The 13,653-nt window shown below is 31.5% G+C and carries 17 protein-coding genes; all 17 read right to left on the minus strand.

The annotated features are described in order from the left end of the window. Positions 1-4: 4 nt before the first annotated feature. Entirely contained in the window at positions 5-217 is a 213-nt protein-coding gene (locus tag FNZ64_RS01210) for a tail protein X (RefSeq protein ID WP_243129168.1), read from the minus strand. Further along, positions 210-2,318 carry a hypothetical protein gene (locus FNZ64_RS01215; RefSeq protein ID WP_142413059.1) on the minus strand — a complete coding sequence of 703 codons (2,109 nt, stop codon included), beginning with the start codon at positions 2,316-2,318 and terminating at the stop codon, positions 210-212. Before FNZ64_RS01215 ends, FNZ64_RS01210 begins: the two co-directional genes overlap by 8 nt. 228 nt (positions 2,319-2,546) lie before the next feature. Continuing rightward, positions 2,547-2,870: a phage tail assembly protein gene (locus FNZ64_RS01220; RefSeq protein ID WP_142413060.1), complete on the minus strand. Its 324-nt coding sequence runs from the start codon at positions 2,868-2,870 to the stop codon at positions 2,547-2,549. Positions 2,871-2,951: 81 nt separating this feature from the next. After that, positions 2,952-3,470 (minus strand): phage major tail tube protein, encoded by a 519-nt coding sequence (locus FNZ64_RS01225; RefSeq protein ID WP_142413061.1) that lies wholly within the window; start codon positions 3,468-3,470, stop codon positions 2,952-2,954. Continuing rightward, a complete protein-coding gene (locus tag FNZ64_RS01230; protein WP_142413062.1) occupies positions 3,470-4,912 on the minus strand; it encodes a phage tail sheath protein in 1,443 nt (480 codons plus the stop codon). The genes FNZ64_RS01225 and FNZ64_RS01230 overlap by 1 nt, the downstream gene beginning before the upstream one ends. A 13-nt stretch (positions 4,913-4,925) precedes the next feature. Next, complete coding sequence (locus tag FNZ64_RS01235) at positions 4,926-5,465, minus strand: hypothetical protein (RefSeq protein WP_142413063.1); 540 nt, start codon at positions 5,463-5,465, stop codon at positions 4,926-4,928. A 331-nt stretch (positions 5,466-5,796) separates the two neighbouring features. Then, positions 5,797-6,045 carry a phage tail protein gene (locus FNZ64_RS01240; protein ID WP_142413064.1) on the minus strand — a complete coding sequence of 83 codons (249 nt, stop codon included), beginning with the start codon at positions 6,043-6,045 and terminating at the stop codon, positions 5,797-5,799. Between the two features lies 1 nt (position 6,046). Next, positions 6,047-6,358 carry a hypothetical protein gene (locus FNZ64_RS01245; RefSeq protein WP_243129169.1) on the minus strand — a complete coding sequence of 104 codons (312 nt, stop codon included), beginning with the start codon at positions 6,356-6,358 and terminating at the stop codon, positions 6,047-6,049. Continuing rightward, on the minus strand, positions 6,351-6,575 hold the full coding sequence (locus tag FNZ64_RS01250; RefSeq protein ID WP_142413066.1) for a hypothetical protein: 225 nt from the start codon (positions 6,573-6,575) through the stop codon (positions 6,351-6,353). Before FNZ64_RS01250 ends, FNZ64_RS01245 begins: the two co-directional genes overlap by 8 nt. A gap of 1 nt (position 6,576) precedes the next feature. Next, entirely contained in the window at positions 6,577-7,608 is a 1,032-nt protein-coding gene (locus FNZ64_RS01255) for a major capsid protein (RefSeq protein WP_142413067.1), read from the minus strand. A gap of 12 nt (positions 7,609-7,620) precedes the next feature. Beyond that, a complete protein-coding gene (locus FNZ64_RS01260) occupies positions 7,621-7,995 on the minus strand; it encodes a head decoration protein (RefSeq protein WP_142413068.1) in 375 nt (124 codons plus the stop codon). A gap of 2 nt (positions 7,996-7,997) precedes the next feature. Continuing rightward, positions 7,998-9,086 carry a head maturation protease, ClpP-related gene (locus FNZ64_RS01265; protein WP_142413069.1) on the minus strand — a complete coding sequence of 363 codons (1,089 nt, stop codon included), beginning with the start codon at positions 9,084-9,086 and terminating at the stop codon, positions 7,998-8,000. Positions 9,087-9,097: 11 nt separating this feature from the next. Further along, entirely contained in the window at positions 9,098-10,618 is a 1,521-nt protein-coding gene (locus FNZ64_RS01270) for a phage portal protein (protein ID WP_142413070.1), read from the minus strand. Positions 10,619-10,627: 9 nt separating this feature from the next. Next, the gene (locus FNZ64_RS01275) at positions 10,628-10,861 is read right to left on the minus strand and encodes a DUF6148 family protein (protein ID WP_142413071.1); all 234 of its coding nucleotides are present in this window, start codon (positions 10,859-10,861) and stop codon (positions 10,628-10,630) included. After that, on the minus strand, positions 10,861-12,672 hold the full coding sequence (locus FNZ64_RS01280; RefSeq protein WP_243129170.1) for a phage terminase large subunit family protein: 1,812 nt from the start codon (positions 12,670-12,672) through the stop codon (positions 10,861-10,863). Before FNZ64_RS01280 ends, FNZ64_RS01275 begins: the two co-directional genes overlap by 1 nt. After that, complete coding sequence (locus FNZ64_RS01285) at positions 12,647-13,255, minus strand: hypothetical protein (RefSeq protein WP_142413073.1); 609 nt, start codon at positions 13,253-13,255, stop codon at positions 12,647-12,649. The genes FNZ64_RS01280 and FNZ64_RS01285 overlap by 26 nt, the downstream gene beginning before the upstream one ends. A gap of 142 nt (positions 13,256-13,397) precedes the next feature. Beyond that, positions 13,398-13,625 (minus strand): hypothetical protein, encoded by a 228-nt coding sequence (locus FNZ64_RS01290; RefSeq protein WP_142413074.1) that lies wholly within the window; start codon positions 13,623-13,625, stop codon positions 13,398-13,400. Positions 13,626-13,653: the final 28 nt, after the last annotated feature.

Below are 13,653 nucleotides of genomic sequence, written 5' to 3' on the forward strand. Positions count from 1 at the left end.
TAAATCACCTCTTCCAAGGTGGCAATGTACTATTTTTGATTTCTTCAATTACAGGTATCTTTAAATTTATGTTGCTTGGAAAAACAATCTTATCTATATAATTAGGATTTAATTTCATTATTTCAGATGATTTAAACTCATTATTTAAAAATTTAAGGGCAATACTATCAAAAGTATCACCCTCTACTGTAGTATATTCAAAGTACTTATTATTCAAATTGAAGTCTATCCTCCTCATCTAAAAATCTTTTAATATATTCCTTAAATTCTTCAAAGCTTGATTTTTCTTGATCCTGAATTTCTTCTTTTGTATGCTTATCCACTCCCTCAAATTTAGGACTATAATTTATAGTTATATGTTTATTACTATTTTTATCATTACCAGCACTCTTTAAAGTTTTAAAACCCGATAGATTTTCAGCTTTTCTACTAGATAATGTGTCTGCTTTTAAATTTCCTAGTCCAAGCCTTCTAGATGTTTCTGCTAATAATTGAATACTTCTAGGATTATTTCTTTTTAACGGTATCACTGCTTCTGGTCCAGCTTCTCCACAAATACTAGGGATAGAAGTGAATCCACCCTTAGCAAGCATAGGAATTTGAGGAATATTCATTCCAAAGTGTTTACCACCAAGTCCTGGAACCCAATCTGGAACATCTATGCTTATAGCATTAATTCCACCTATAGCTGAATTAATTAATCCTATAACAGCATTAAGTGGGGCTTTAATAAGTCCTACAATACCTCCAAAAATACCTCCAAAGATATTTACAACTCCTTCCCATGCAGAACTCCAGTTAGCTGTAAATACTCCTTCTATAAATTGAAGTACCCCACTTATTGCTTGTATTATTCCTTGCAATACAGTAGTAATTGTAGTTACTGCTACTAAAACTATTTGCTCAATATAAGCAATTTTAGCTCCCAACTTTGATAATACAACAAATAAGATAGCTTCAAATACCCTAGCTATTGTTTGTATGGCTTGTACTAAAAATGGTATAACATTGGAGATAAAGCTTAAAATAGGTGGAAGTATATAAGTACTTATAAACGTAACTACCTGACTTAACATAGGAAATACTTTGCTTGATATAAAAGCAACTAGCTCTACTATAATAGGTTGAAGCTTTACAATACCACTACAAATACTTGAAAAGGCTGTTGATACATATGGTAGAACTGTTTGTAATCCATCACCTATACTCACTACAAACTGTGAAACATAAGGACTTATTTTTTCTATTAATTTTCCGCCATTTGTAATGATTGATTGTATTACTGAGAACATACTATTTCCTATTGTTTTTGCAGTAGAAACCCCTATTTGAATAAGTCCCATTATTTTTTTTAATTTTCCATTGATTTCAGAAGGATTAGGGAAAAAAGCCTGCATTAAAGAAGATCCTTTACCTAAAGAACCAATTATTTTATAAATTGATGAAAAGGCCTTTGCTCCTATTCCAACTACAACATTAAGACCTTTACCTATAGTAGAACCTATAGAAGCTAATATTCCACTTCCGGATAAATCCTGAAGTACATTCCCAAGCTTAATAGCACCTTTAGTAAGATAATCAAATAAACTTCCTTTTATAATATCTCCATTAGCTGCTACCCCTGCAATTTGTGCTAAAGCATTTTTAGCAACACCTGAAACTGTAGACATTGCCCCTTTAAATGTTTTAGCTTGCTTTTCCATCCCTCCCCCAAAACGTGTTTTCATTACATTTTGAAGTACAGCATTAAATTTATTTAAATCAGTTATTTGACCTTTTTTATTTATAACCTCAAATCCCATTTTCTTTCCCTGATCTGCTATCATGTCTTTTGTAATACCAAAGGATTTTAATCTTTCTGTCTCCCCAGTCTGTGCATCTGCAACAGCTTCTACTGCTTGCATTAAATCTGTGTTCATTACAGATGCCATATCTCCTATAGTTGGTATAAGTTTTTGTGCTTCTAATCCATAGGATTGGAGCCTTACAGTAGCTTGAACTACATCATCAGTTTCAAAAGGAGTTTTATTTGCAAAATCAGTGGCCCAGGCGAACATTTTTCCAGCTTTCTTACTATCCTTCATTACAACATTCAATGTATTCCTATAGGCTTCCATATCTGCTGCTTGATTTATCATTAAATGTCCTACTTTTGCGGCTCCTATGGCAGAAGCAAAGGCTGCTATCTTACCTGTTAATCCTGAAAAGGCTGTTGAAATTGTAGAAGTTTCTTTGGGTACTTTACTAGCTATGTTAGAAGCATCTTTTGAAAGCTTACTATTTACTTTGCTTATTATTCCTGAAGTCTTTTGAGCCATCTTAGCAGCTGTTCCGAAGGCTGAATGTAATGAAGGGCTTATATTACCACCTATAACTATATTAGTTACGATATTTTTAGCTCCTATTATTACCGCCTCCTTTATCCTCTACTTCTTGTTGAAGTCTAAATTCCTCAACTAAGGCATCATAATAATTAATCAAATCCACCAAGCTCATTTTCATACATTCTTTATATGAGTTTGAAGTATGAATAGTTATCTGAGCTACTACTCTTCTGATGAACTCCTGCCCTGTGAATCCATCAAGTCTTGTGCGAAAAAATTTCTTACTGTTGTTGTTGCTTTAGAATAATCTTTAATTGATAATCTCCTAATATCTAAATAATCTAAGTTAGCAGATTGTGCAAAAAGATGTGCATGCAATAATGGATCTACTTCTTGTACTGAAGGTATATATGAATTAATTGCTAATTCCTTCATTGCAATTTCCATAGCTTCTCCTGTTAAAGAATCCAGGTCATATTCTATTTCTTTAACCTTATTTCCGTTTATTTCTGTTTCCCTAGTAAGCATTAATTTTTGTTTTGACATGTTTATTCCTCCCAAAATTAAAGAGCCTTGAAAATCTATTTCAAAGCTCTTTTTAAGTTATTTTTATAATTTTTATAATTTTTATAATGCATTTTGAATATCCTGAGATAAATTTTTGCCATTTATAGCGAATATGCCATTAAACTTATCTATATTTAAAATCTCTTTGCCATTTATAGTTCTTTTATATGCAAATACCTCATACTCTAAAGAACCTTCTTGAGCTTCTCCCATAGCAACCTTGCCTTCATCAAATTTCTTATTAATGCATTGAATAAATGCTTTATGTGCATTAATTCCTACTTTAATATTGTTTGTATCAAAGACATCAGTAACCCAACGTATTTCAAGGCTGTGTGCGCCTATGAGGTCTCCAAGCTTTTCATTTGAAGTTCTCATACTAATTTCTAGTCCCATACTTCCTGGTTGAAGAAAAGTTGGAAAATCTACTTCTCCTAATATTCCAGACCCCTTTATAGTATCACTTAACATTTCAACTTCTGGAAGCTTAACTTCTGTTGTGTCATCAATTTTACTTACTCTGCCATCATTGTTCACATAAACAGAATAATTAATGGTTTTATTGCTTATTTTAGGCATTACTTATCCTCTCCTAGTAAAGAATTTATACCTTTAGTAGTATACTGTATTCTATTTATTAAAGATTTTCCTGGTGGAGTATTAGTTACCTCTGTATTAAATACAAAATCACCTTGAACTAAATCATTAATTGAATTTTCTTTTGCTAAAAATGAAATATTACCAAATAAGATTTTACCATCTGCTTTTAATGAATCTAATCTTATTTGCTCTGTATTTAATATACTATCTATGTCTTTTCTAGCAATTGGTGAATCTATTAGCCTTGCATTTCTAAGTTGAAAATCATTTAATAAATAAATATTAGTTCTTATATTAACATCAAATATCTTAGAAAAATCATCTTGAGTTATTGTGTACTCATAATTCGCCATATGCGGTCCCCATAATACCCACTTACCACCATTATAAATAGCTGTTGTTATTCCTTTTTCATTTAATTTATTTCCTTGTACTTGATTGAATTTTTTCTTACTACCATTGATAATAAGCCCACTTATATCAATTTCTTTATTTGATGGGCTTTCATATGGAATACCTTTATTTTTATAGTCAGTTTGTTGCATTCTTACTATGGTTATAATAGAAAGCCACATCTCTTTTCCCTGAATTTCAGCTTTAGGCCATACAGTTTTTTCATTGTCATTTACATAATTATTTTTTACTTTCCATTCCCTTGCTTCCTCTATATTTTTACATGTAGGATCTAAATCCGTAACACAAATTGCACTCCAATGGCCACCTATATTAGTTGAATTATTAATTAATGCCTTTTCTACAACCGGTATATGATTCCACCCAGGTGCAGATAGAACAGAAGGTACAATTCCTAATTCTTCATAGCAAATCTGAATATTATTTAATCCAGTTCTTTCATCTGTATCAGGATCATACCCTCCAATAATATCTTTTTCAGTTATTTTACTTACATCAACTACATTAAAATTACACTCCACTGGCGATGCAACTTTTTCAGTTAAAGCAGTAATTTTAACTTTTCCCTCAATTGTATACTCTACTTTAAAATCCTCATTTATCTTACAATTTTCAATAGTTATGCTCTCTAGTATAGCACTTTTGGAGATATATCCTATTTTATTTGTTAGTATAACTTTTTCCTTATCTTGTTTAAAATGTTCTGACGGATTTAAAACATTAACAACAACTATAGGTCCTATAGCCTTTATTCTATTTTTAAAATGTGCTGAAATTACTTCTGATAAGCTATATTCCTTCCAATCGTCAAAGTCAGAATATCCTAGTTTTTCTTTTGCTTCTTCCAAATCTCCAATTATAATAGGTTTATTAATTGAGTTTAAAATTTTTCTTACCCTTTGTACTGGAGCAGTTCCAATATAAAAAGGTATGGTTCCATAATTTAAATTTTCTATTTGTTGGGTACCTTCTATTATTTCACCATATGCACCATGTTTATATGACATTTAAACACCACCTTTATAAATATTTATTAAGTTCCTCTGAAAAATTTAAAGAGCTTATCTTAACTTCAAAAGTAATCCATCCGCACCAATAAGGATATTGTTGTTCTTCATACATTCCCCACTTAATTGGTTTTTCTATCTCTAAATTACTTACTAGTTTTTTTGATAGCTCCATTCTTATTCTAGTTATTAAGTTTAATATATCTCTATAACCTGTATAATCTGCTACTATATCAGTATCAGATTGCTCTCCTGGATCAAAAGTAGTAATTCCAAGCCTAATCTTTAAAGAAGCTTCTTCTCCATCATCTTCCCCTTCATCCATCATAACAACAATAGAAGGCACGTCATAATCACCTATAGAATTATTCTTTGGAGGTATCCATCCAATAAAAACTGCTGGATTTACTAATTCATAATTTTGCATAGTAGAATCATCATCATAATAATCCTCTACTTTAAAGTCATCTTGTGGCTTCTTTAACTTAATATTTGTGGCCACATTTATAATTAAAAATTCTTTAAGAATTTCTAAAACTAAATCATCATGCATACTATCCCTTCTTCTTAGTAGCCCATTCTATTTCATGCTGTGTCCTTTCTTCCAATTTTTTCGCTGCTAACTTTTGTACTTTTTCTTTTATACCTTCATTTCTAATCATTTGTGGAATTGCTATTGTCCTTAAAACTGTTACTGGAAATTTTCTCTTATCTTTTCTTTTCCAAATGTTAGTTGAACCGTTAATTGTCTGAACAAAAGCAGATGGACTTACACTAATTTTTTTATACCCACCACTTTTTTTAATTTTAACTTGTACACTATTTTTCCTTCGCCTTTTAGGTGGGTTTTTAGGTTTATGAGGAAATTTACTTAAAGCTATAGTTCACCCTGAAGATTCTAAATAAGCATATAAATTTGACTTACTTGCTTTATATTTCTTAAAAGTTTTTTTAACTTCTTTTGATTTTATATCATAAATATTTCTTACTTCTTTATCTGTTTGACTTGCAGTAAATGTTAAGGTTCTATTTAAAGCACTTGCAGCTGCTCCTGGAATTTGCTTAGGAAACTTCTCTAACTTGATTGAAACTTTTTCTAAAGACTTATTTTCTATAAAAACATTTGATGCCATATTAATTTCCTCTTAAACTTAGAATTACTTCATACATTCCCATGTCATATCGTACATCTACTATGTTACAAGGCTTCCCATCAAATAACTGAACTTCTCCAGGTTTAATAGCTTGATTACCGTAATCTTTTAGGGCTACAAAATATAAAATATCTCCTATAATAATTCCATCATACTCTTTTTTAGACCTTTCCTGTAACCTGTCATTATCAATAATTATAGGAACTTTTCTGCGATTAATAATATGAATTTCAGCAAATTCATTTGAATTTGTAAATAAACTTAAGTCTTTTTTTATTTCATCTTTAAACACTATATTCCTGTTCCTCCTTAAGTTTTTTATTACGTTTATATAGCTTTATATTCTGTTCTATTTTCTTCTTACTCGTTTTAAATTTATCATCTATTATTTCTGCTACATCTAAAGAAACTAGCCTGTTAGCTTCTTCTTTTGTAATATCAAAAATAATATCACCACAACAGTACTTACTACCATTGTGGTTTATATTGGATTTTGCCCTTACAGACATCTTATAAAACCTTACCTACATACCAGCTATCAACATCATCTGGAACAGGTACTGGTCTTGATGTAATTTTAAAATTCTTTGTTTCATTTTTTTCATCAGAATATATCTTAGGAACTCTAACTCCTTCATAAGTTATGAATTCCCCTTTCTCCATTTGAGTTACTGCACCATATATAGTCTTTCCTAAATTCCTTGATGCCAAAATAACATTACCATCAGGAATCATTGCTACTTCCTCATCCTTATCATTTAAAAACCATTCATCATAGCTATAAATTTCAACACCTAATTCTGGTAACTTACCATAGAAAGTAGTCCCATCTATCTTAATAGAAGGTTCTATTACTCCAAATTTCATATTCAATAAATTAAACTGAGACTTAACTTTAGGATGATTTAAAAATACATCTACAACATCATCAGCTAAAATAAGAATATCTGGAGCCTGCCCTGTTTTCTTTACTATACTCTTTTTCCACTCTTTTAGTTTTGCTATAGGATCTGATTTATCACTGCTCCATACATCTTCTCCACTTAAAGTAATTTTATTTGTAAAATTGAAATCAATTTCCTTTTCAATAATCTCATTATCAGTTTCTTCGTTTATATCAATTTTCCCATGAAGTAAAAGCTCTCTTGCCATCCATTCTTCTCTTCTTGTTATATATCCATCTAATTCTATTACATCATTTGCTAACACTTCTCTTGCCCTTTCTTCAGGTGTTTTAGCTGAATATATATTTTCTCCCATGCTTCTTTGAGTTATATTATCTATAGTTAAAATCCTTTCAGGAGCAATTTTAGGAGTAGAAATTAATTTAGTATTAAATCCTTCCCTCTGCATTACAATTCCCCCAACTCTCGGAGCCACAAAAGGAGCCATTTTTCTCTTCCCTTTTTTAACGTCAACTTCAACTTTTTCAGTTAATTTCGTTGATTTCTCTCCGAAAAAAGTATCTTTTAAAAAGGTTCTTGTTGGTTTCATTAAATTTAAAGCCTCTAACATTGTTCTAGTTTCATATATGTTTGCCATTTTAAAATCCTCCTATATTACATTTTTTAAGAAAACACCTAATTCTCTTAACTTGTTTTCATAATCGCTTGCTTTATCGTCCTTACCGCCAAAATGTAAGGCCTTTTTATTGAATAAACCTGATATATATACTGTTGCTCCTGTAGATTCTGTAGTATCTACATCATCTGTTAAAATTCCATAGGGAATATTACTTCCATCATCTTTGCTTTTATCAACTGCAACTGCTTCACCTGTTTTTAAAATACCTATTACAGTTCCTCTCTTTAATACCCCTTGACCTTCTTTAAGTTTTACTCCAGTGATTAAGCACGGTACATTTAAACCTGCTATAAGGTTATCTGGAGTATACTCTCCTTCTTTTTTATATAAGTTTTCTTTTGCCATAACTACATCACCCTTCTTTGATTAATAAAATTAGCCATACCTTCAGCTGTATCTTTTATTTCTTCTTTTTCTGATTTCATAGTCGTATCTGTAGCTCTAACTTTATTAACATTGGAGTTCTCTATATCCTTTTCTCTATTTTCTAAATAATTTTTACCTTTATTTTTTTCATTTTTTATTATTTGAATTGCTAATGCCTCTGCTGTTATTCCTGTTTCAAATTTAGCTGCATTGATTATATCTTCATTACCTGGGATTGCTAAATCCTCTATAGCCTTAATTCTTTCCCTTTCTGCATTAGTTGCATTTAAGACAATTTCATCATAAATTTCTTTATGTTCATTTTTTAAAGTGTTTAAATCCATTTGTTTTCCTCCTTCTGAAATTTTATTTAATTTATTTTCAACTACTGTTTTTCCAGTAGTTTCAATTTTCATTTTATTATTAATAAGCTGTTCTTTAAATTTAGCTACACTTCCACACTGTTTCATTTCTTCAAGTGCTTTCAAACTAGGAATTGGTAAGCTATTATAAAGTATTGGTGCTATATCCTCTTCTTTTTGTTCATTTTCAAACATTATTTCATCAATAAAATTTAATTCCTTAGCTCTTTCAGCCGTTAGCCATGTTTCTTCATCCATGAACGCTGTTATATCTTCTTCGCTTAATCCTGTTTTTAATTTATAAGCATTAAGAATAGATTTATTTGTAACTTGAAGTACTTTACTTGTTTTATCCATGACTCTATAATCACCACTTGCTCCTGTAGCTGCATTATGAAGCATCATTTGAGCTGTTGGACTCATTAAACATTTGTTGCCCCCCATTGCTACTACAGATGCAGCACTAGCTGCCAAACCTACAATTTTAACTGTAACATTACCTGGATAATCTTTTAAACTTGTATAAATTTCACTTCCTACATGTACTGCCCCTCCATATGAATTAATCAGTACTTCTATATCATCTCCATTAGCTTCTAACAATGTATTATTTACATCTTCTGCACATGTGTAGGGGTAATCAAACCAATCATACATCCATTTGTCTTCTTGAGGTATGATAAAGCCTTTAACATTTATTTTTTTCATACTCCCTCTCCTTACTGTATTTTATTTAACAATTCTTTTCTCATTTTTTCTTCCTTAATTCTTTGCCTATTATTCTTATAAAAATCTCCACCTGTAAGCTCTACAGTTTCTTTTGCTCTAGTTGAAAAGCCTTCTTCAACTCTCTTAGTTGCGGCTGCAACTTCTTTTAATGGATCCAATTGTCCCTGTGTTGGTCCATTCCATTCAGCACTGCAATAAGCTTTTTTTATAAGTGGATCATCAAAGAATCCTGGTGCATATATTCTTCCTTTTGCTACTGCTTCAGCTAACCACTCTTCATAAATCGGTTGACAAAAATCACTAGCAAGCCAACTTCTTCTCATCTTAAACATTTTCCAAGATTCAAGTAATGCTGCTCTAGATGCTGAATAAGAAGAAGTAAAGTGTTTCATTAGTACCTCATAAGGAATTTCTAAAGCAGCACCTATTTGCCTACAAATAGACGTTACAAAGCCATCAAAAGCAGTATTAGGTCTTCCTGGATTAGCTTCCTTTATTTCTTCTCCTTCACCTAAAGCAATGATGGCTCCATTTCCTAGTTCATATGAATTTTCGTCTTCTGTATCTACTTGTAATTCTTCCGAAATCCCTTCTCCAAAAGGTGAACTTGTATCATTGCTCTTACTTTCAATGAATACTGTATACATTCCTGAAACAACTGCAGCCATAAGTTCTGCATCGGAATAACGTGACAATTGTTTTAGACTTTCAATAACTGGTGAAAGTATTGGAACTCCTCTTCTCTGCCCTGGTCTTTCAGCTTCCATTATGTGTAGAATATTAGGTCTTCCTGTTTCCTTACCAAAGGCTTCTATTCGTGCCCAGTCTTTTTGTTTTGCTAAGTTATTAGAAAGGGGATGGACATTTAAAATATAATATGCAACTAATTCTCCTTCTGAATTGAACTCTACACCCCCACTAATATCCTTATTATTATAATTATTACTAGGAGTACATACTCTATCTGCTTCTATAAGGCTAATTCTTAGATCATAGGGCATATTAGGTCTTTTATTCATAGGCAATGATGCAAAACAGTCCCCACTCATTAAAGCACTTAAAAAAGCCAATTGCTGTAGCTCATAAAAATTATTCATACGTTGCATATCACAATTTTTACTTTCAGACCATAATAAAAACTCTCTTTCAACACCAGTTTCCCATTTATCTGCCTCTTCTTCACTTAATCCTAAAAAATCTGCATCAATTTGTGATTTTAACTTAAGCCCACTACCAACTACATTGGTTCTAGTAGTCTTCAATGCACCTGTTGCTAATGGAGCACCCATGTATAAGTCCCTTGAACGTTCCCTAAGTAAATCAATATTTTCGTCTATATCTTCTTTAGTAGATCCTCCACTACTAATCCACCCTATTAAACTTTTTTTTACTCTGCTGGCACCATGATGTGAATAACCTGAATTAATAATATCTATCTTTTTTCTTGCTAATTCTCTTTTTAAAGCTTTTTCAGGTGAAAAAATATTTATAGTTTTATCTATTAAATTCATTCTGACCTCCTATAAATCTCTAGGAACTACTCTTAAAACTCTATTTCTTCCTTTTCTTTGTGATATATTTTTTAATTTGTAAATTTCATTACTCCAAAATTTAATTTGTTGTCTTACTTGTCCTAAATCTGCCCTTGTAACTGTTCTTGACCCTACAGAATAACTTTGTGCACCTGTTGTTATAGCAAGTTCTGCTTCTAGCCAAGCATTTAAATGTTTTTCTGCAATTTCTAACGTATACATTATTTCACTCCTTTAGAGATTATTCTCCTCTTCTTATTCTTAATAACCTTAGCCTTTTGAACAAATACATTACCATTTTTGTTTTGTTCTCTTAAGGTTTCAAAATCAGGATTTAATATTTCAACTGCTGCTGTTGCATAATTTCGCAAATCTAAAGGTTCATTTCTAACTCCTGATTTAACTTTCCATTCTATCTTTGCAACACCTTTAACATATTTAATTTTTTTGGTTTCAGATGTAAGTCCATTAAAAAAATCCTCGTTATACCCCTTTTCCTGTTCTCTCGGAAAATGGCAATAACCAGGACCCTGAAACTCTATTTTTAATCGTGACATTATAGCTTCTTTCCCAGTGTCTACTCCTAAAGGAAATAATGCAGCTCTTTCCCTATTGTTTCTACTTACTTTACCTATAAATGCTTTCCCATAGCCTCCAACACCTTTTATAGCAAATATCCTTCTATGTTCTCTTTCTTTACAGAACTTATAAACTTCAGTAGTATAATGCCCTCCTGAGTCTATGCATGTACATGAAATAACTAATCCTTCACCATTTCTATAATAAAAAGGCTTACTTAAAAATTCATCTAGTTGATCCCAAACTATCTTTTGTCCAGGATCTCCATAAAATATCTTATAGTGAATACCCCATGATTCTTTTTCTTCTGCCCATCCAACAACTTCAACTTCTAATCTATCATCTTGAACGTCTACTCCTGCTGTTAAAATTAAGACTGGCGAAGGTACCTCACATTCGTAATTTTCTCTACGTTTTATAAGAACTTCTTTATCTGTGGATTCTCCATCTTTATCTTCCCAAGTTTCTCCTAATGTTGTATTTACCCAAGTTTTAAGTGTTTCTACACCTTTTTTCTTAGCTTCTTTGAAATCTTCAATTATATTTCCCCAACGTTCCCAGGGACTTGCTAAAGCATTCAGATGAAACCCTCTTTTTTTTACTTCTGGATTTTCTGCAATCCATTTTCCCTTACATGTTTTCCATTCAAATTCTGTAAATCTTTCTTTGCAAAATTCACATTCCATAGTTATATCTGAAAATCTTATTTTACTCCATTTATAAGGCTGATATTTTCCACACATTGGACAAGGTACACACCACTCTTCTTTTGTACTACCTTCAAACTCTTTTTCTATACGTGATATTCCCTTTTCTGTAGGTGTAGATACAAAGAACTTTTTTCTATTCCAAAAGGTTTTTGTTCTTTTTTCGGCCAAACTAAGTGGATCACCTTCTGTACCTGCACTATGAGGAAACCTATCAACTTCATCAGCTAATAGAATACGTATTGGTCTACTTGAAAGACCTGTAGGTGAATTTGCTCCAACCATAGCTATATATCCCCCTGGAAAGCCCTTTTCAAGAAGTGTATTGTCACTATCTCTGCTTTTAGCATCTTTAACCTTGTCTTTTAAAGCTGGTGTATCTCTTATCATTGTTGATAACCTTTTTTTAGAATATGAAGTTGCAAGCTCTATTGTTGGCATTAAAACCATTATAGGTGCAGGATCATAATCTATAAAATAACCTATGATATTATTTATTAATTCTGTTTTCCCAACTTGAGCTGAACTCATAACAATTACAGTTTCAGTATCTTTATCAGAAAGTGCATCCATTATTTCTCTTTGGTAAGGTGCTCTATCTGTGTTCCATTGACCTGGTTCTGCAGAGCTTTCAGGACTTAGCCTTCTATACTCGTCTGCCCATTGAGACACTGTAAGTTCAGGTGGTGGTGCTAATACCCCAACAACATTTTCAAATAATTTAATTGTCCTTCTTTTTATCTTCACTTTCTGTTGCTTCTTGGCCATTAGTATCACCTGCCACTTCATCCTCTTCTATCTCAATATATTTTTCATTATAGAACTTTTCAGGATCATAATTACTTAATTCTTGAAGTACTTCTAGCATTTCTTTATGAAGCAATTCCTGTATATCTCCTACATCATCCCTAGCAACCAGTATTGGTGCAACTCTCGTAGGTAATGATAAAACCTTACTTCGAAAGTTAGCAAGCATATCATTCATGACTCTTTCAACATCCCCTGAAAAATGCATTGTCCCCCTCATAGCTGCAAGCTCTAATTCTGCCTTTTCACGTTTTGCTCGTTCTAAAAGTGCATGTTCTTTATCATAATCAATTTCTTTTTCTGTTTTATCTTCTTTTAAATCATTATTAGTTTTCAAATGTACAATATAATTTCTAACACTAGAAGATAGATCATATCTCCCTCGTTTAACTCTAACTATTATTTTTTCATCTGCTAATTGTCTAATTCTTCTATCTGTTAATCCAAATAAATCAGCAAGTACAGAACTCGATATAGTAACAGAATCAATACTTTCTATTTTTTTAGTTGTATTTTCACTCACATTTTCACCCCCTATGGAAATGGAAACGCTCTAAAAAATTTTTTTGTAACTGAACAAGCCCCGGGGTTCGGAGCACCCGCAACTCTCCTACTTCCGTGGGAGAACCTAATATTTTTTTGAAATTTCCTCAAATTCGAAGAAATCAACAATTATTTCTAATAAAATTCAACTTTTTTCCTTTTTTAATAAATAATTTAAGATTATTTTTATATTTTACATATATATAGCTACATCTAGTGCATTGAGTTGGTATCCCCTTTGCATTTGTATTGTTTTTCTTTAACTCTATACTACCCATTAGTTTATTTAAAGATTGTGTAATCTTTTTTAAAACTCTTTTTATTTTATTAAGAAATTCTTCCAAATTCACAACAAATCTCCTTCCAAATTTCTCTCTT

It is taken from the genome of Hathewaya massiliensis (assembly GCF_902143515.1).
Lineage (GTDB): Bacteria > Bacillota > Clostridia > Clostridiales > Clostridiaceae > Hathewaya > Hathewaya massiliensis.